Origin of the sequence: Hoeflea sp. Naph1 (assembly GCF_046837775.1) — a bacterium.
GTDB lineage: Bacteria > Pseudomonadota > Alphaproteobacteria > Rhizobiales > Rhizobiaceae > Hoeflea.
Window position 1 is genome coordinate 3,306,562 of sequence record NZ_CP177286.1, and the last position, 18,472, is coordinate 3,325,033.

At 61.4% G+C, this 18,472-nt stretch carries 12 protein-coding genes; 3 read left to right on the forward strand and 9 right to left on the reverse strand.

Annotation, left to right across the window (positions count from 1 at the left end):
- Positions 1–163: 163 nt before the first annotated feature.
- Positions 164–2,554 (forward strand): phosphoenolpyruvate synthase, encoded by a 2,391-nt coding sequence (gene ppsA, locus ACK6D9_RS15925; protein WP_412049237.1) that lies wholly within the window; start codon positions 164–166, stop codon positions 2,552–2,554.
- A 59-nt stretch (positions 2,555–2,613) separates the two neighbouring features.
- Positions 2,614–3,561 (forward strand): 1-phosphofructokinase family hexose kinase, encoded by a 948-nt coding sequence (locus ACK6D9_RS15930; protein WP_412049238.1) that lies wholly within the window; start codon positions 2,614–2,616, stop codon positions 3,559–3,561.
- A gap of 7 nt (positions 3,562–3,568) precedes the next feature.
- Here ACK6D9_RS15930 and ACK6D9_RS15935 read toward each other — a convergent pair whose 3' ends face one another.
- The 8 genes from ACK6D9_RS15935 to ACK6D9_RS15970 form a co-directional block, all read right to left on the reverse strand.
- Positions 3,569–4,501, reverse strand: coding sequence for an L-lactate dehydrogenase (locus tag ACK6D9_RS15935; protein ID WP_412049239.1), 933 nt, complete (start codon positions 4,499–4,501; stop codon positions 3,569–3,571).
- Between the two features lie 110 nt (positions 4,502–4,611).
- Positions 4,612–5,124, reverse strand: coding sequence for a DUF2478 domain-containing protein (locus ACK6D9_RS15940; RefSeq protein ID WP_412049240.1), 513 nt, complete (start codon positions 5,122–5,124; stop codon positions 4,612–4,614).
- An 85-nt stretch (positions 5,125–5,209) separates the two neighbouring features.
- Complete coding sequence (locus ACK6D9_RS15945) at positions 5,210–6,004, reverse strand: peptidylprolyl isomerase (RefSeq protein ID WP_412049241.1); 795 nt, start codon at positions 6,002–6,004, stop codon at positions 5,210–5,212.
- Positions 6,001–6,702, reverse strand: coding sequence for a respiratory nitrate reductase subunit gamma (gene narI, locus ACK6D9_RS15950; RefSeq protein WP_322987604.1), 702 nt, complete (start codon positions 6,700–6,702; stop codon positions 6,001–6,003). Before narI ends, ACK6D9_RS15945 begins: the two co-directional genes overlap by 4 nt.
- An 18-nt stretch (positions 6,703–6,720) precedes the next feature.
- Positions 6,721–7,413 carry a nitrate reductase molybdenum cofactor assembly chaperone gene (gene narJ, locus ACK6D9_RS15955; RefSeq protein ID WP_267652967.1) on the reverse strand — a complete coding sequence of 231 codons (693 nt, stop codon included), beginning with the start codon at positions 7,411–7,413 and terminating at the stop codon, positions 6,721–6,723.
- Entirely contained in the window at positions 7,410–8,933 is a 1,524-nt protein-coding gene (gene narH / locus ACK6D9_RS15960) for a nitrate reductase subunit beta (RefSeq protein ID WP_412049242.1), read from the reverse strand. The genes narJ and narH overlap by 4 nt, the downstream gene beginning before the upstream one ends.
- The gene (locus ACK6D9_RS15965) at positions 8,930–12,676 is read right to left on the reverse strand and encodes a nitrate reductase subunit alpha (protein ID WP_412049243.1); all 3,747 of its coding nucleotides are present in this window, start codon (positions 12,674–12,676) and stop codon (positions 8,930–8,932) included. Before ACK6D9_RS15965 ends, narH begins: the two co-directional genes overlap by 4 nt.
- Positions 12,677–12,695: 19 nt before the next feature.
- On the reverse strand, positions 12,696–15,419 hold the full coding sequence (locus ACK6D9_RS15970; RefSeq protein ID WP_412049244.1) for a nitrate/nitrite transporter: 2,724 nt from the start codon (positions 15,417–15,419) through the stop codon (positions 12,696–12,698).
- A 281-nt stretch (positions 15,420–15,700) separates the two neighbouring features.
- On the opposite strand from ACK6D9_RS15970, the gene ACK6D9_RS15975 reads away from it, so the two are divergent.
- Positions 15,701–16,444 carry a cyclic nucleotide-binding domain-containing protein gene (locus ACK6D9_RS15975; protein WP_412049245.1) on the forward strand — a complete coding sequence of 248 codons (744 nt, stop codon included), beginning with the start codon at positions 15,701–15,703 and terminating at the stop codon, positions 16,442–16,444.
- Positions 16,445–16,513: 69 nt separating this feature from the next.
- On the opposite strand, the gene ACK6D9_RS15980 is transcribed toward ACK6D9_RS15975, so the two are convergent.
- On the reverse strand, positions 16,514–18,400 hold the full coding sequence (locus ACK6D9_RS15980; RefSeq protein WP_412049246.1) for a L,D-transpeptidase family protein: 1,887 nt from the start codon (positions 18,398–18,400) through the stop codon (positions 16,514–16,516).
- Positions 18,401–18,472: the final 72 nt, after the last annotated feature.

Sequence of the window (18,472 nt, forward strand, 5' to 3'; positions counted from 1 at the left end):
GTAGGTCGTCTGCAACCGGTTATCCACAGCTGGAAATCCCTGGTTCGGAGTACGTCCCCCATCCGATTTTCAATCAATTGACCCACGTCAACGCGGGAAGCATTGCGCGTGCCTACAAGAAGGTCTGGTTCAGTCTTGTCCAGAAATCTTGCGGGAGCGTCTCATGTCGAAAGCCAACAGACACGTCATCTGGTTCGAAGATCTCTCACGCGGCGATGTCGCTCTGGTGGGGGGCAAGAATTCCTCGCTGGGCGAAATGGTGCAGCAGTTGGGCAGCAAAGGCATTGACGTGCCGCCTGGTTTCGCCACCACGTCGGATGCTTTCCGCGCCTTCATCAAGGCCAACAATCTCAATGACGTAATCGCCGAGGCGATGGAGAAGCTCGAAAGCGGCAAGCGTACGCTGGCCGAAACCGGCAAGGCCGTTCGCGCGGCAATTGCCGAGGGTGATTTTCCCGACGACATCCGCGACGCGATCCTCTCGGCCTACCGCGAACTGGGCGAGCGCACCGGCAAGGCCGAGCTTTCCGTCGCTGTCCGCTCCAGCGCCACTGCCGAAGATCTGCCCGACGCCAGTTTCGCCGGCCAGCAGGAAACCTTTCTCAATGTCCGTGGTGAAACGGCGCTGCTGTCCACTTGCCGGCGCTGCTATGCCTCGCTGTTTACCGACCGGGCAATCACCTACCGCAAGATCCAGGGATTCGACCACAATCAGGTAGCACTGTCGATCGGCGTTCAGCTGATGGTCCGCTCCGACATCAGCGGCTCCGGCGTGATGTTTTCCATCGACACAGAATCCGGTTTCGACAAGGTGGTGCTGATCAACGCCGCCTGGGGTCTGGGCGAGAACGTCGTGCAAGGTGCCGTGACGCCTGATGAGTACGAGGTGTTCAAGCCGCTGCTCGACAAGCCCGGCCTCAAGCCGATTGTCGAGAAGACCTGCGGCGCCAAGGAGATCAAGATGATCTACGCCGGCACCGAGGGGGGCGAAACCAAGAATGTGCCAACCTCGAAGGCTGAACGCGGCGCCTATGTACTCTCGGACGAGGAAATTCTCGAACTCGCCCGTCAGGCGGCGACCATCGAAAAACATTACGGTCAGCCGATGGACATGGAATGGGCCAAGGATGGTGACACCGGCAAGCTCTACATCGTTCAGGCGCGGCCAGAGACCGTGCAATCGCGCGCCGATGTCACCGCACTCAAATCCTACACCATCAAGAAGACCGGAAAGACCCTGATTACCGGCCTCAGCGTCGGTGCCGCAGTCAAGGCCGGCCGGGTCTGCCTGATCGAGAACGTCAAGGACATCGACAAGTTTGTCGACGGCTCGATCCTGGTGACATCGACCACCGACCCGGACTGGGTGCCGATCATGAAACGCGCGGCGGCGATCGTCACCGACCACGGTGGTCGCACCTCGCATGCGGCCATCGTCAGCCGCGAACTCGGCCTTCCCGCGATCGTCGGCACCGGCAACGCCACCCAGATCCTGCACGACCAGCAGGAAGTCACCATTTCCTGCGCCGGTGGCGAGGATGGCGTGGTCTATGAGGGCATCGCCGAGTATGAAGTCGAGGATGTGCGGCTCGATCACGTGCCAGCCACCAAGACCCGTATCATGCTCAATCTCGCCGATCCGTCAGCAGCGTTTCGCTGGTGGCGTCTGCCCGCCGATGGCGTTGGGCTGGCGCGGATGGAATTCGTGGTCAACTCCGCCGTTCAGGTCCACCCGATGGCGCTGGTGCATTACGACACGCTGAAAGACGAGGACGCCAAGGCAAAAATCGCCGAGCTGACCCGGCGCTACGAGAACAAGAGCAACTATTTCGTCGAGACGCTCGCACGCGGCTTGTCGCGCATCGCCGCCGTCGCCTACCCAAAACCGGCGATCGTGCGGATGAGCGATTTCAAGACCAATGAATATGCCGAGCTGTTGGGCGGCCGCGCCTTCGAGCCCAACGAAGAAAACCCGATGATCGGCTTTCGCGGCGCCTCGCGCTATTACAACGAGCGCTACCGGGCGGGCTTCGCGCTCGAATGCAAAGCCATCAAGATGCTGCGCGAGGAGATGGGCTTTGACAATGTCGTGGTCATGATCCCGTTCTGCCGCTCGCCCGACGAGGCCAGCAAGGTGCTCGCCGTGATGGCCGAGAATGGCCTCAAGCGCGGCGAAAACGGGCTTGAAGTCTATGTCATGGGCGAGATCCCGGCCAACGTCATCCGCGCCGCCGAATTCGCCGAAAGCTTTGATGGTTTCTCCATCGGCTCCAACGACCTGACCCAGCTCACACTTGGCGTCGATCGCGATTCCGGCGAACTGGCCGATCTGTTCAGCGAAAGCGATCCAGCGGTGATCTGGATGATCGAAACACTGATTGCGCGTGCCCATGAGGCCGGCGCAAAGGTCGGGCTTTGCGGCCAGGCGCCGTCCAATAACCCCGCCTTTGCCAAACTGCTGGTGCAGGCCGGCATCGACAGCATTTCGGTCTCACCCGACAGTTTTGTCGCGGTCAAGGAAAACGTGGCGGAGGCGGAAAAAACCGGGCAATAATTGCCGGCCCGCCATCGTCGGGATTGAACACATCCCGCCCTCCATGTGATGGTCCGAACATGACCGACATCCTCACCATCACGCTCAACCCGGCCCTCGATGTGTCGACCTCGGTCGACCATGTGGTCCCCGGTCCGAAATTGCGCTGCGAGCCGCCGCGCTACGATCCCGGTGGCGGCGGCGTCAATGTCAGCCGCGCCATCTCGCGGCTCGGTGGCCAGTCGAAAGCCTTTGTGGCGCTGGGCGGCGACACCGGCAGTACATTCAAGGCGATGCTAGAATCCGAAGCCATCGACGTGGTGGCCCTTGCCGTGGCCGGCAACACCCGACAGTCCTTCGCCGTGCTTGAGGAAACCAGCCGGAAGCAGTATCGCTTCCAGCTCCCCAGCCCGCCCTGGCCGTCCGAGCAGACAACTGCCCTGCTCGCTGAAATAGGATCGCATCTAGCTGCACACGGCATCATCGTTCTGTCCGGCAGCGTTCCTCCAGGCGTGCCCGCCCACATTGCCTCGACCATCAACCGCACCGCGGTGAAAAACGGCGCGCAACTGATCCTCGACACCTCCGGCGCAGCGCTTGAAGCCGCCGCCGTCAATTCCGGCCCGCCTTTTGCGCTGCTGAGGATGGACGGCGCCGAAGCCACCGACGTGTCGGGTCGCACTTTCGCGACGCCTGCTGAACTGGCCGGTTACGGCCTTGAACTGGTGCGCGCCGGCGTTGCCGAGCGCCTGGTCATGTCGATGGGCTCAAAAGGCACCGTCGGCGTATCGGCCAACGAGCGCTTCTTCTGCCAGCCACCGAAGATCGAAACGCTGAGCGCCATCGGCGCCGGCGACAGCATGGTCGCAGCCATCGCGCTTGAACTGTCGCGCGGCGGCAGCTTCCGCGACGCCGTCCGCCACGGCGTCGCGGCCGCAGGATCGGCCGTACTGACGCCAGCCACGGAACTGTGCTCGAAAGAAACTGCGGCCGCATTTTTGGAGAAGGTTGTGACGAGCGAGATCTGACCCCGCGTCAAAACTCAAGCTTCGACGTAAATCCCGAAATTACCTCGGCGCTGCGTTTCAGCGCCGCACGTTCGGTCTCGTCGAGCTCCGGCATCAGCGTTGCCAGCACGCCCTCGCGGCCAATGATGCGCGGCAGCGACAGGGCGATGTCCCTGACGCCTTCGATCTCATCACTCACCTGCGAGACGCTCAAGACCGTGCGTTCGTTATCGATGATCGAGCGGACAATGCGGGCGAGCCCCGCGCCGATGCCGTACCAGGTAGCCCCCTTGCCCTCGATGATGGTGTAGGCGGCGCCACGCACCTGATCGGCGATCCGGGTACGCGTAGCCTCATCGAGCGGCCGGCCGATTTGCCGGGCAAACGAGACGATCGGCACACTGCCGGCCATCGCGCTCGACCACACCGGCACTTCACTGTCTCCATGCTCGCCGAGCACATAGGCGTGCACCGAATTTGGCGCGATGCCCAGGTGGTCGCCAAGCAGGCTCCGGAGCCGGGCGGTGTCGAGAATGGTGCCCGAGCCGATCACCCGTTCCGGCGACAGGCCAGAGATACGCTGGGCGGCAACGGTCATCACGTCGAGCGGATTGGTGGCAATCAGCAGGATCGCCTCGGGGGCGGCCTGCATGACGCCTGAAATAACCGAGCGGAACACCGCGACATTGCGCTCGAGCAGCGCCAGCCGGCTTTCACCGGGTTTCTGGCTGACGCCGGCGGCAATGATCACCACCGCGGCATTCTTGAGGTCCGCATACTCTCCGGCGCGCACCGCCACCGTGGTCGCAAACGGCGTGGCGTGGGCGATGTCTTGCGCCTGGGCGCGGGCCAAGGCGGGATTGGCGTCAACCAGCACGATTTCGGTGCCAACGCCCAGCAAAGCCATGGCGTAGCCCGCCGCACTGCCGACCATTCCGGTTCCGACGATTCCAATTTTCATCTGGGTATTGCTCCGCGATTTATCCGACCGCCGGCCCGGCGACCCCGATATTTCTAGCAGAGAACATCAGCCTTTACTGTGACAGACATCAAACCGGCGCGGGACACCCTTCAGGCAGCGCGGCGTTGCAGCTGGTCAAACCAGGTCGCCAGGCTAGCGGCGTCGGCTGCAACCTCCTCGGCATAATCACCGGCAAAGGCCTCGAAAGCCTCAAGATTGAGCCCGTTGACGCCAAGAAGCACCGGGATGTCGCGCGCCAGCGCTTCGGCGATCAGCGGCCGAAATCCCTTGCCTTCGGCCTCGTGCCTGCCGAACTTGTTGAGGATCAGGAGATCTGGCGACAGCTCAAGCCCTGCCTCGACCCTTACCACCGCCTCTTCAAGTGCGGCCGGATCGAGCCGGCAGCCGCGAGATTCCTCGCCCAGCACCTGACTGATGCGAAACACCGGTCCGTCGGGCAGCACCCGCACATCCATGTCGCAGAGATGCGAACAAGGCCGTTCAGAGTTGGTTTGCACCACGCCGGCCAGTTTGAGGCCATCGGCCAGCAGCCGGTCGGCAAATGTGTGCAGCAACTGGTCAGCCAGACCACGATCAGGGGTTCGGACAAAGCCAATCACCATCGTCATATCTCCTTGCGCGCCCGGACGGGCGGCGGCGCGGGGTTCACCCCGCACCCATTATACCTACCGATACCCAGCGCGACATTTACGCCGCCCTGAGATTTATCCCGGTCACCTCGGCCTGCGCGGCAAGGCTTTCGACAAGAGCGCGGCTGGCCCGCACCCAGGCCGCTTTCTCCGCCGCAGTCCTCAGCGCCGGTTCCACCGCCTCAAACGGCAGCACCTTGCCCTCGGCCTTAGCATCAAGCCGGATGATGTGAAAGCCGTAGCGGCTTTCCACCGGCTCACGCGCGATCTCGCCTTCCGACAGCAGCTTCAGCGCCGCTTCGAACTCGGCCACGGTATCGCCGGCCGCGATCTGGCCGAGGCGGCCACCATTGGCTTTCGACGAACACGCTGAATGGTCGCGCGCCAGACCGTCGAAGCTCTTCGGCTTGGCAAGGATATCGGCCAGAACCGCGGTAGCCTTATCCTTTGCAATCTTGCGCGCCACCACATCTTTGGGCCGTGCCGAAAACAGGATGTGCGCCGCTTCATAGAGCGAGGGGGCGCGGTGCCGTTCCGGATTGGCTTCGTAGACGGCGCGCAGTGCCGCTTCGGTTGGTACCTCGGGCACCACCGCGACCTCCAGCAACTGCCGCACCAGCGCTTCGTCATCGGTTTCCCATTGCCCCGGCGCCAGTTCCAGCGGCTCGGCGACGATTTCGCGACGGCGGGCTTCCTGCAGGATCATGGTCTTGACAGCTAGCGCCCGCGCCGCCGCCATCCAGGCCCTGCCCGGCTTGCCCTTCGGCGCCGGATGGTTCTGCGCCTCGGTGGCGATCAGCTTCGGAGAGATGGGCTCGCCATTGACGCTGATATCGGTAAATGTCTGTTTCATGCCTTGGGTCCCATCTGTGTCTTGTACTTGCGGGTGCGGACAATCTGGTAGCCGGGCCTGAGCACGTAGCGCACCGGCACCGAGAACATGTGCACCAGCCGGGTGAACGGAAACAGAATGAAGATTGTCAGCCCGAGAAGGATATGCAGCTTGTAGATCCAGTTCACATCGGCCACCAGTTCCCAGGCGCCGGCACGGAAGGTGAAGATGCCCTGCGCCCACATCATGAACTTGACCATCTCGCTGCCATCAAGATGCTGGATCGACGCCAGAATGGTGCCCATGCCGAGCACCAGCTGAGCCACCAGCAGCACCAGAATGCCGGTGTCGGCGAAGGATGAATTGGCCCGGATGCGCGGGTCAAACAGCCGCCGGTGCAACAGCATTGCGCCGCCCACCAGCGCCATGACGCCGGCAATGCCGCCGACGACAATTGCCAGCACCTGCTTGAAGCCATAGCTCATGCCGAGAAGATGGAAGATTTCCACCGGGGTCAGCATGCCGACCAGATGGCCGAAGAACACGATCAGCACGCCGACATGAAACAGCACCGAGCCCCACACCAGTTGCTTGCGCCGCAACAGCTGGCTCGACGATGATTTCCAGGTAAACGGATCACGCTCGTAACGCGCAATCGAGCCGATGATCAGCACGGTGAGCGCCAGATAGGGAAGAACTCCGAAAAGAAAGTAGTTCATGATGTTCGTCCTTTCGCCTCAGGCGTTGGCGGGCCGCGCGGGCACGTCCATACGGGCAAGAATGTCACGGGTGATCGGGCAGCCGGCGTTGGGATCTGGGCCGAAGGTAACCATCGCCTCCTCATAGACCGCGTCGAGCGCTTCCAGATCCTCCGGATCATCGTCCTGCTCGGACAACAGCGCCTGCGCCACTTCGGTCTCGGTCGAGGCCTGCGCCACTTGCGACAGGCCTGTCAGCACCGCCGCATAGGGCGTTTCCCGCCGCGTCAGCCGCTCGGCCAGCACCGCGATGATGTGGCCGGCGTCGGCAAGGATTTCGCGCGCCGCCGGCAGCGGCAGGGTCGAAGCGAATTCGAGCAGCACCGGCAGGTGGTCCGGCAACTCGGTACCGACCAGATCGAAGCCTTCGGCCCGGTAGGTCTCGAGCAGGTCGACCATGGCGCCGCCGCGATCGCGACCCTCTCCATGGATGTGCTCGAACAGGTTGAGCGACAGCGTCCGCGACCGGTCAAACAGCAACACATAGCGCTCCTGCAGATCGTAGATGTCGCGGCTCTCGAACTCGGCCAGCAGTGGCTCGATTGCCGCCACCGCGTCGGCTGTCAGGATCGGTTCGGATGCGAACACCTCGCGAATGGCAGGGATTGCTTCCTGCAATTCGGTCGATGGATAGGTCAGCAGCGCTGACAGGGCTTTGAAAGTGCGGGTCATGCGATGAACTCCGTGGGTGAGCGGAAGGTTTTTCCGCCGCCGAAAAGCTTGCCGGTCGAAGTGCCGGTGGAGCAGCCATTGCCGTCGGTAAAGCCGCAGCCGCCCTTCAGGTCATAGGCGTCCTCGACCATTTCCCGGTGCGTGGTGGGAATGACGAAACGGTCTTCGTAATTGGCAATTGCCATCAGCTGGTACATCTCGTCGATCTGCTGCGGTGTCAGCCCGACCCGCTTGGCGACGCCGAGATTGACGACGCCATCGACAGTCTTGGAGCGCATGTAGGCGCGCATCGCCATCATCCGCTCAAGTGCTGCAATCACCGGCTCCTCGTCACCCGCCGTCAGCATGTTGGCGAGGTAGCGCACCGGGATCCGGAGCGAACGCACATCCGGCATGTTGTCGATCGAGCCAATCGCGCCGGCTTCCGCTGCGTTCTGGATCGGTGACAGCGGCGGCACGTACCAGACCATCGGCAGCGTGCGGTATTCGGGATGCAGCGGGAAGGCGATCTTCCATTCCATCGCCATCTTCCAGATCGGCGAATTCTGCGCGCCCTTGATCCAGTCCTCGGGCACACCCTCCGCGCGTGCCGCCTTGATCACCTCGGGGTCGTTGGGATCAAGGAAAACGCCAAGCTGGGCGTCATAGAGATCCTTCTCGTTCTCGGTGGCAGCGGCTTGAGCGATCTTGTCTGCGTCATAAAGCATGACGCCGAGATAGCGGATGCGGCCGACGCAGGTTTCCGAACAGACCGTCGGCAGGCCCGATTCCAGCCGCGGATAGCACAGGGTGCATTTCTCCGATTTGCCGCTTTCCCAGTTGTAGTAGATCTTCTTGTAGGGACAGCCCGAGACGCACATGCGCCAGCCGCGGCATTTTTCCTGGTCGATCAGCACCACGCCGTCATCTTCGCGCTTGTAGATCGCACCGGATGGGCACGAGGCCACGCAAGACGGGTTGAGGCAATGCTCGCACAGCCGCGGCAGGTACATCATGAAGGTGTTTTCATACTCGCCGTAGATTTCCTTCTGGATGCCCTCGAAATTGTAGTCCTGGCTGCGCTTGGCGAATTCGCCGCCCAGAATTTCTTCCCAGTTCGGACCCCATTCGATCTTTTCCATCCGCTCGCCGGAGATTTTCGAGCGCGGGCGCGCGGTCGGAAACGCCTCCATTTCCGGTGCTGATTTCAGATGGTCGTAATCAAAATCGAACGGCTCGTAGAAATCGTCGATTTCGGGCAGATCCGGGTTGGCGAAGATGTTGGCCAGGATCCGCCATTTGCCGCCCTGCTTGGGATGCAGCTTGCCGCCCTTGGTCCGGGTCCAGCCGCCATTCCAGCGTTTCTGGTTTTCCCAATCTTTGGGATAGCCGATGCCGGGCTTGGTTTCGACATTGTTGAACCAGGCGTATTCGACGCCTTCGCGGCTGGTCCAGACATTCTTGCAGGTGACCGAACAGGTGTGACAGCCGATACACTTGTCGAGATTGAGCACCATGCCGATTTGTGCGCGGACTTTCATTCTGCTGCCTCCACCTTGGCGGCCGGGCGATCCAGCCAGTCGACCTTTGTCATTTTGCGTACGATGACGAATTCATCGCGATTGGAGCCCACGGTTCCGTAGTAGTTGAAGCCGTAGGAGAGCTGCGCGTACCCGCCGATCATGTGGGTCGGCTTGAGCGTGGTGCGGGTCACCGAATTGTGGATGCCACCGCGTTTGCCGGTGATCTGCGATCCCGGCGTGTTCACGATCTTTTCCTGCGCGTGATACATGAACAGCGTGCCTTCCTTGATGCGCTGGCTGACCACCGCACGCGCCGTGAGAACGCCGTTCGAGTTGTAGACCTCGACCCAATCATTATCGACCAGACCTGCCTTGCGGGCATCCACCTCGGAAATCCACACCACCGGGCCGCCGCGGTTGAGCGTCAGCATCAGCAGGTTGTCGGAATAGGTCGAGTGAATGCCCCATTTCTGGTGCGGGGTGATGAAGTTGAGCACCACATGTGGCTCGCTGTCACGACCGGAGATGTTGATCTCCGCTCCGGTCGACTTGGTGTCCACCGGTGGTCGCCAGGTCACGAATGCCTCGCCAAAGGCGCGCATCCATTCATGATCCTGATAGATTTGCTGACGACCGGTCACCGTGCGCCAGGGGATCAGCTCATGGACATTGGTATAGCCGGCATTGTAGCAGACCTCCTCGCTTTCGATCCCCGACCAGGTCGGTGACGAGATGATCTTGCGCGGTTGGGCGGCGATGTCGCGGAAGCGGATCTTCTCGTCTTCCTTGGCCTCGGCCAGATGCCGGTGGCTGATGCCTGTGTGCTTGCCAAGCGCGTCCCAGGCCTTGACCGCCACCTCGCCATTGGTCTCCGGCGCCAGCATCAGGATCACTTCACAGGCGTCGATCGCGGTGTCGATTTTCGCAAGCCCCTTGGTGACGCCCTCCTCCGTGACTGTGCCGTTGAGCTCTTTAAGGTGATGAACCTCGGTCTTGGTGTCCCAGGTAATCCCCTTGCCGCCATTGCCGACCTTGTCCATCAGCGGGCCAAGCGCGGTATAGCGCTTGTAGATATTGGGGTAATCCCGCTCGACGGTGACATAAGCCGGCGCTGTCTTGCCCGGAATGAGGTCGCATTGACCCTGCTTCCAGTCGAGCACCGAAGGCTGTGCCAGTTCCGACGGCGTGTCGTGGTGCAGCGCGAGCTGCACAACATCGGTTTCAACACCGAGGATTTCCGGCGCGATCTCGGAGAACTTCTTGGCGATCGCCTTGAAGATTTCCCAGTCCGTCTTGCTTTCATAGGCCGGGTCCACCGCCGCCTGCAGCGGGTGGATGAACGGGTGCATGTCGGACGTGTTCATGTCGTCCTTTTCGTACCAGCTGGCCGTCGGCAGCACGATGTCGGAATAGACGCATGTGGTCGACATGCGGAAGTCGATGGTCACCAGCAGATCGAGTTTGCCTTCCGGAGCCTCTTCGTGCCACTTCGCCTCGGTCGGCTTCTGCCGGCCCTCAACGCCAAGATCCTTGCCCTGCACGCCGTGATCGGTGCCAAGCAGATGCTTGAGGAAATACTCGTGCCCCTTGCCCGACGAACCAAGCAGGTTTGAACGCCAGACGAACAGGTTGCGCGGCCAGTTTTCCGGGGCATCCGGATCCTCGCAGGACATTTCCAGCCCGCCCGACTTGAGCTGCTCGGCAACATAGGCCGCCACATCCTTGCCCACTGCCTTGGCCGTTTTGGCAACTTCCAGCGGATTGGTCTTAAGCTGTGGTGCCGAGGGCAGCCAGCCCATCCGTTCGGCACGGATATTGTAGTCGATCAGGCTCAGCGTCTTCCAGTCACCCTCGGGTGCCGTTGGCGAGAGAATTTCCGCCGCAGTCACCGTCTCGTAGCGCCACTGGTCGGTATGCGCGTACCAGGCCGATGTCGCGTTCATGTGCCGCGGCGGACGTGCCCAGTCGAGCGCAAACGCCAGCGGTGTCCAACCGGTCTGCGGGCGCAGCTTTTCCTGACCGACATAATGCGCCCAGCCGCCGCCGGACTGGCCCACACAGCCGCACAGCACCAGCATGTTGATGACCGCACGGTAGGTCATGTCCATGTGGTACCAGTGGTTGGTCCCTGCCCCGATGATGACCATCGACTTGCCGTTGGTCTTCTCGGCATTGTCGGCAAATTCGCGCGCCACCTGGATGATCTTGTCACGGCGAACGCCGGTGATCTTCTCGGCCCAGGCCGGGGTGAACGGCACATCCTCGTCGTAGGACTTGGCGACATTGGCACCGCCCAGACCGCGGTCGAGGCTGTAATTGGCGCACAACAGGTCGAACACGGTTGCGACCATGGCGGTCTTGCCATTGGCCAGCTTGATCTTCTTGACCGGCACGTTGCGGGTTAGCACATCAGGATGATCGCAGACCGCGAAGCCGTTGGTTGCGGCCCCGCCGAAATAAGGAAATTCGACGCCGACCACGTCGTCATGGTCGCTGTCGAGGATCTGGCTCATGCGCAGCTTGATCGCAGCGTCACCGGCCTTTTCCTCAAGGTTCCAATTGCCCTCTTCGCCCCAGCGGAAGCCGATCGAGCCATTGGGGACCACAACATCACCGGTGGTGTCATCAATGCCGACGGTCTTCCATTCGGGATTGTTGTTCTGGCCAAGTTTCTTGGCAAAGTCCGACGCGCGCAATTGCCGGCCGGGAATGTAGGAACCGCCACGCTTGTCGAGTTGGACCAGCATCGGCATGTCGGAATATTTGCGGCAATAATCCTCGAAATACTCGGCCTGCCGGTCGAGGTGGAACTCGCGCAGGATGACGTGGCCGAAGGCCATGCCCATCGCTGCATCGGTGCCCTGCTTGGCGTTGAGCCAGATGTCGGAGAATTTTGCAGCTTCCGAATAGTCTGGGCAGATGACCGCGGACTTGGTGCCGCGATAACGTGCTTCGGTGTAAAAATGCGCGTCTGGTGTGCGCGTCTGCGGCACGTTCGAGCCCCATAGGATCAGGAACCCGGAATTATACCAGTCAGCCGATTCAGGCACATCGGTCTGCTCGCCCCAGGTCTGTGGCGAGGCCGGCGGCAGATCGCAATACCAGTCGTAAAAAGACATGCAGGTGCCGCCGAGCAGGCTCAGGTAGCGGGTGCCTGCTGCATAGGAGACCATCGACATCGCCGGGATCGGCGAGAACCCGAACACCCGGTCCGGGCCGTGTTTCTTGACTGTATAGGCGTTGGCTGCGGCGGTGATTTCCGTGGCCTCATCCCAAGTGGCGCGCACGAACCCGCCCTTGCCGCGCTTGGTGACATACTCGGCGCGCAATGCCGGGTCCGACTGGATCGTCGTCCAGGCCTGGATTGGCGACTGGGTCTCGCGAAGCTTGCGCCAGATCTTCATCAGCCGGGCGCGAACCAGCGGGGTCTTCACCCGGTTGGCCGAGTACAGATACCAGCTGTAGCTGGCGCCGCGGGCGCAACCGCGCGGTTCGTGGTTGGGCAGTTCCGGCCGGGTGCGCGGGTAATCGGTCTGTTGTGTTTCCCACGTGACGATGCCGGATTTGACATAGATCTTCCAGGAACATGACCCGGTGCAGTTCACCCCGTGGGTGGAGCGGACGATCTTGTCGTGCCGCCAGCGGTTGCGATAGGTATCTTCCCAATCGCGGCTTTCGTTGGTGGTCTCGCCGTGACGGTCGGAAAATGTGTCGACACGCTTGCTGGCGAAGAAGTTGAGGCGATCAAGAAGATGGCTCATCTTGCGGGTTCCTTTCAGGTCAGGCTGCTAAGGGTGCGGCTGAAACATTGCGCTCGACTTCGAACAGAAGCCCGCCGCGCCGGGTGTAGTAGGCCCAGGTCAGCACCGCACAGATCACGTAGAAGGCGAGGAATCCCCAGAGCGCCGCGGCCGGTCCGCCGGTCAGCGCAATCGAGGTGCCGTAAGCCTTGGGGATGAAGAAGGCGCCATAGGCGGCAATCGCCGAGGTAAAGGCGATGATTGCCGCACTTTCCCGTCCGGCCTGCTTGAGCACCTCGTCTTTCGACAGCCCCTTCATCAGGCGCGGCACTTCGCGCGCCATGATCACCGGGATCATCTGGAAGGTCGACGCATTGCCGACACCGGTGAGGAAGAACAACGCCATGAACGAGGCGAAGAAGCCCCAGAACGCGCCTGGCTGTTCCTTGATGCCGATAAAGAAGATCACCCCGAACACAGCCACGATCATTGCCAGGAAGGTCCAGAAGGTGACCCGCCCGCCGCCGAACTTGTCGGAGATCCAGCCGGTGCCGGCGCGCGACAAGGCACCCACAAGCGGCCCGAGGAAGACCAGCTGCAGCGCGTTGACTTCAGGAAACTGCAGCTTGGTCAGCAGCGGGAAGCCCGCAGAATAACCGATGAAGCTGCCGAAGGTACCGGTGTAGAGCACGCACATGATCCAGTTGTGCTTGCGGCTGAAGATGATCGACTGTTCCTTGATCGAAGCCCGCGCGTCGGCAATGTCGTTCATGCCGATCCAGGCAGCGATAGTGGCGGCGATGATCAGCGGCACCCAGATGAAGCCGGCGTTCTGCATCCACAATTGGCCGCCATCCGACATGGTTTGCGGCTGACCGCCGAGCGCGCCGAAGACGCTTGTGGTAATCGCAATCGGCACTGCGAACTGCATCACCGAGACGCCGAGATTACCGAGCCCCGCATTCAGCGCCAGCGCATTGCCCTTTTCCGCCTTCGGATAGAAGAAGGCGATATTGGCCATCGACGAGGCGAAGTTGCCGCCACCAAAGCCGCAGAGCAGCGCCAGAACCAGGAAGATCAGATAGGGTGTTTCAGGATTTTGCACGGCGTAGCCGATGCCCATGGCTGGCAGCAGCAGCGATGCAGTCGACAGCGTCGTCCACAGTCTGCCGCCGAAGATCGGCACCATGAAGCTGTAGAAGATCCGCAGGGTCGCGCCTGACAGGCCCGGCAGCGCAGCCAGCCAGAACAGTTGGCCTTGCGTGAAGTTAAAGCCGATTGCCGGCAGCCGTGCCACCACGACCGACCAGACCATCCAGACCGAGAACGCCAACAACAGCGCCGGGATCGAGATCCACAGGTTGCGCCGCGCAATGCGACGGCCCTTCTGCTCCCAGAAATTGGGGTCCTCGGGCTTCCACTCCTGCAGCACGCGCGTCTGTCCTTGCGCCTCGGGATCGTGGATATCCTGCATTTCGGGCAGTTGCGGCAGCCGGTCGAGTTCGGCTCCCTGCGCCGCACGCTCCATGGCCCGCACGGTCAGGTGCATCCAGGCCAGCGAAATGGCGACGATGACGAACAGCAAGACGAAGCAGCTGGTGTAGATACCTGACAGGTCGAGCAACGCGCCAAAGCTGATCGGCAAGACGAAACCGCCGAGTCCGCCGATCATGCCGACCAGTCCACCGACGGCGCCAACATGGTTGGGGTAGTAGACCGGGATGTGCTTGAACACCGCCGCCTTGCCGAGGCTCATGAAGAAGCCGAGGACGAACAGGGTGATGACAAACGGCCACTGCCCCATCTGCGTCGAGAAGGCGATCGGGCCGTCCTTGCCCTGGATCACGTAGTCGGTTGGCGGGTAGGACAGCATGAACAGCAGCACCAGCGAGAAACCGAAGGTCCAGTACATCACCGAGCGCGCGCCGAACCGGTCAGACAGGTGCCCGCCATAGGCCCGGAACAGGGACGCCGACAGCGAGAACGCCGCCGCCGACATGCCCGCGGTGCGGATGTCGAGATGATAGACGTCAACAAGGTAATGCGGCATCCACAGCGCCAGTGCCACGAAGGCGCCGAAAACGAAGAAATAGTAGAGCGAGAAACGCCACACCTGAAGGTTTTTAAGCGGCGCGAACTGCTCAGCCAGCGAGGGTGACTTGCGACCGGATATGCGTTGCGCCACCAGCGCCGGATCGTCCTTGGCAAAGACGTAGAACACCACTGCCATCAGCGCCAGCGCTGCGGCCCAGACATGGGCAACTCCCTGCCAGCCATAGGCAACCATAACGAACGGGGCGACGAACTTGGTTACCGCCGCGCCGACATTGCCGGCGCCGAAGATGCCGAGCGCGGTGCCTTGTTTTCCTGCATCATACCAGCGCGACACATAAGCCACGCCGATGATGAAGGAACCACCGGCCAGACCGATGCCAAGGGCTGCGATGAGATACATCGTGTAGGACGAGGCCCAGGTGAGCATCCAGGTCGCCGCCGCTGTCAGCAGCATCTGCGCCGTAAAGACGATGCGCCCGCCATATTGTTCGGTCCAGACCCCGAGGATCAGACGGGTCAACGATCCGGTGAGAATTGGCGTTGCGACCAGCAAACCGAACTGGAACTCGCTGAGCCCAAGCTCTGCCTTTATCTCGATGCCGATGATCGAGAAGATCGTCCACACCGCAAAACAGGCGGTAAAGGCGACCGTGCTCAATCCAAGCGCTCGTGTGCGCTCCGTGTCCGATACTTTCACCTTGTCCAGCATTGATTGTCTCCGCGGGGCGGCGCAGGAAAAACCTGCGCAGGATTGTTTCCGACAACGGCCCTGGGGCCGGTTGAAGGATAAAATCCACGGCAATCACCGCACGGATTTGATACAGATCAATCGCTCCAATGACGCGATGCACAATCGACCCGGAATTGTATTTTATCGAAATTGGAGAACGATAATATCAGTTGCACACCTGACAAATATCAACTCTATTGTGAGCAAATGACTGGTTCCGACAACAATTCTGGCAGCCACGTCACACGGGAGAACGGCCCATGCGCGATCAAGACAAACCAGAGATTCGCGAGCTTCCGCTGTTCCGGACGATGGCCCAGCCGCACTTCGACGCATTGATGCAGGCAGCCTATGCGCAGGCTTTCCCGGCGCAGCTTGATCTCATTCACCAAGGCGATTCGGCCGACTTTCTGCACATCGTCATGGATGGAACGGTCGAGCTTTACGCGCGGTGGCAGGACCGCGAGACCACGCTGGCAGTGGTGCGGCCGGTTTCCACCTTCATCCTCGCCGCCTGCATCAGGGACGCTCCCTATCTGATGTCGGCACGGACCGTGGAAAAATCGAGCATCATTCTGGTTCCCGCCCAGGATCTGCGCGCTGCGTTCCGACAGGATCAGGAATTCGCGCTGGCAACCATCAACGAACTGGCCGATTGCTACCGCGCGGTCGTGCGCCATGCCAAGGGCATCAAGCTGCGCAGTTCACGCGAGCGCGTCGCCGCTTACATCGCCCGTCAGGTACGCGTGGCAGGAAACACGGCAAGCTTTGTTCTTCCGGTGGAAAAACGGCTGCTGGCGTCCTATCTCGGCATGACGCCGGAGAGTTTTTCACGCGCCATCAAGTCGTTGCACGACGATGGCGTCACCATTGACGGCACCCGGGTGATCATCACCAACCGCGCCAAACTGGAAAAGGTGGCTGCTCCCGACATCCTGATGGACGGTCCCGACCCCAGCGGCGAGTCATGCAACGCCGGGACTTCAGATACAAAATCGGAATAGAGCCCAAAGCTCCGCCCACGCAGCACCATCCATGGCGCTTGCGATGTCGTCGGCCAAAAGCTGATTTCCTTAGACGCCGGCACGCACCTTTTCGGTGGTATCGATCGCCTTGCGCAGATAGCCATCACGGCCATAGATGTCGGCATAATAATGCACGGTGCCCGCATCATCCGGCCATGCCGTGAAATAGGCCACATGCACCGGGAACTTCTCAGGCACCTGAACCTGCTTGTTCTGGCCCGCGGCAATATAGCTGCCAACCTGGTCGACGGAGGTGCCGAGCACCTTGGCGGCCATGGCGCGCGGATCCTGCAGCCGGATGCAGCCATGGGAGAATGCGCGGGTATCGCGGTCAAACAGCGACTTGCTTGGGGTATCATGCATGTAGATGGCATGGCTGTTGGGAAACAGGATTTTCAACTGTCCGAGCGCGTTGCCGTTGCTTGGCGGCTGACGCACGCCGATACCGCTGCCGCGGCCCACTCCGTTCCAGTTGATCGAGCTTGACGACACCGCCCGGCCCCCGACTGTCACCTCATAGCCGAGACGGTCAAGATAGGACGCATCGCGCCTCAGCTTCGGCAACATCTCGTTGATGATAATCGACTGCGGCACGCCCCAATAGGGGTTGAACTCGACAAGCTCGATCTCGTCATCGAAAAAGTTGGTCTGGTTGGACTTCTTGCCGACCACCACCCGCATCGAAAGCTCGCTCTTGCCGCCATTGTAATAGGTCGCGGTATAGGCCGGCTGGTTGATGAACACCCGGCGCGAGGCCAGCACACCTGGCAGCCAGCGCGCCCGCTCCATCGCCAGCCGGACCTTTTCGATCTTGTCGGCATTGGAGATGCCCACCAGCGCCCGCCGCGTTACCGGACCGACCACGCCATCGGGCTTGAGGCCGGCTTCTTTCTGGAAACCTTTGACCAGGTCGACGATCTCATTATCGTAGCCGGGTTTGCCGGCGTAGCTCGCAAGCACCAGCGCGTGGTCTACCTTGAGTGCGTCACTGGCCTTCTTGGCGATCGCCGCCATCACATTGGAAAGCTCCGGGTTTGACTGGCCCGGCTTGAGCAATAAATTCTCGGAGATCTCGATACGATCTCCCTCATCAAGATCCTGCAACCGTTTCAGCTCGGCTGCAAGCGCTTCAAAATGCGCGCCCTGCGGATTGTGCGCCAACAGCGCTTCGGCGGGATCGGCGGACTTGGACAGGGCCTCGAGCCGGGCCGTCAGGTCAGGGCTCTTGCGCTTGAAATCATGATATCCGGAAATCCGGTTGGGATCGACGCGGCCACGGCTGGCATCGAGAATGTAATTAGCGACCGCCGTCGACAGCTGCATTTCGAAAGTCATCAGCTGGCGCTGGCGCGCCCCGCCTTGCGCCACGTCAAACGCATCGTCGGGCAATTCCACCTTGTAGTCCGCCGCCGACAGGCCAACGGCATCGGCATTGTTGAGGACTTCAACGACGGCACGGGCATGGTCGGTCACCGCTGTACCAGACACCCACATATAGGCGGGATGCTCGGAATAATGCGCCACCACCGCTTTGGCCGCCTCTGGCAGAGCCTTGATCGAAAGATCCGCCAGCGCCGCGCGTCCCTCTGCAAATGGGTCCAGACCCAGCGGCGAGAGCGTCATATCGCCGATTGCACCGGTGACCACCGGATCGGCCATCTTGCTGAAATCAACCTGCACGATCTTGTCGGCACGATAGGTGCGGTAGCTGGGACCGCTGATCCTGGCGACGGGTTTGACAGGAACCGGAGCTGGTGTAGCGGCCTCTTGCCTGGCCCGTTGCCGCGCCATTTTTTCGCGCTGGCGCTGGGCCGGGCTCTTGAACAGGACGTCGAGCAGTCCTTGCGCCTGAACCGGCGGTGTTGACGCCACAACGCCGGTGAAAGTAACCGCAACGGCGATCATCGCCACGCCCGCACGCATCCTGAAAGTCATGCCCAACCCAAATCCCTGTGCCGGACAAATATCCGGGCGTTTAAATCAAATCGTGGCGAACCTAACAAATCA

What these genes read in the sequence shown, in the direction of transcription:
- ppsA (WP_412049237.1), top strand. Translation starts at nt 164, where the DNA reads ATGTCGAAAGCCAACAGACACGTCATCTGGTTCGAAGATCTCTCACGC.
- ACK6D9_RS15930 (WP_412049238.1), top strand. Translation starts at nt 2,614, where the DNA reads ATGACCGACATCCTCACCATCACGCTCAACCCGGCCCTCGATGTGTCG.
- ACK6D9_RS15935 (WP_412049239.1), bottom strand. Translation starts at nt 4,501, where the DNA reads ATGAAAATTGGAATCGTCGGAACCGGAATGGTCGGCAGTGCGGCGGGC.
- ACK6D9_RS15940 (WP_412049240.1), bottom strand. Translation starts at nt 5,124, where the DNA reads ATGGTGATTGGCTTTGTCCGAACCCCTGATCGTGGTCTGGCTGACCAG.
- ACK6D9_RS15945 (WP_412049241.1), bottom strand. Translation starts at nt 6,004, where the DNA reads ATGAAACAGACATTTACCGATATCAGCGTCAATGGCGAGCCCATCTCT.
- narI (WP_322987604.1), bottom strand. Translation starts at nt 6,702, where the DNA reads ATGAACTACTTTCTTTTCGGAGTTCTTCCCTATCTGGCGCTCACCGTG.
- narJ (WP_267652967.1), bottom strand. Translation starts at nt 7,413, where the DNA reads ATGACCCGCACTTTCAAAGCCCTGTCAGCGCTGCTGACCTATCCATCG.
- narH (WP_412049242.1), bottom strand. Translation starts at nt 8,933, where the DNA reads ATGAAAGTCCGCGCACAAATCGGCATGGTGCTCAATCTCGACAAGTGT.
- ACK6D9_RS15965 (WP_412049243.1), bottom strand. Translation starts at nt 12,676, where the DNA reads ATGAGCCATCTTCTTGATCGCCTCAACTTCTTCGCCAGCAAGCGTGTC.
- ACK6D9_RS15970 (WP_412049244.1), bottom strand. Translation starts at nt 15,419, where the DNA reads ATGCTGGACAAGGTGAAAGTATCGGACACGGAGCGCACACGAGCGCTT.
- ACK6D9_RS15975 (WP_412049245.1), top strand. Translation starts at nt 15,701, where the DNA reads ATGCGCGATCAAGACAAACCAGAGATTCGCGAGCTTCCGCTGTTCCGG.
- ACK6D9_RS15980 (WP_412049246.1), bottom strand. Translation starts at nt 18,400, where the DNA reads ATGACTTTCAGGATGCGTGCGGGCGTGGCGATGATCGCCGTTGCGGTT.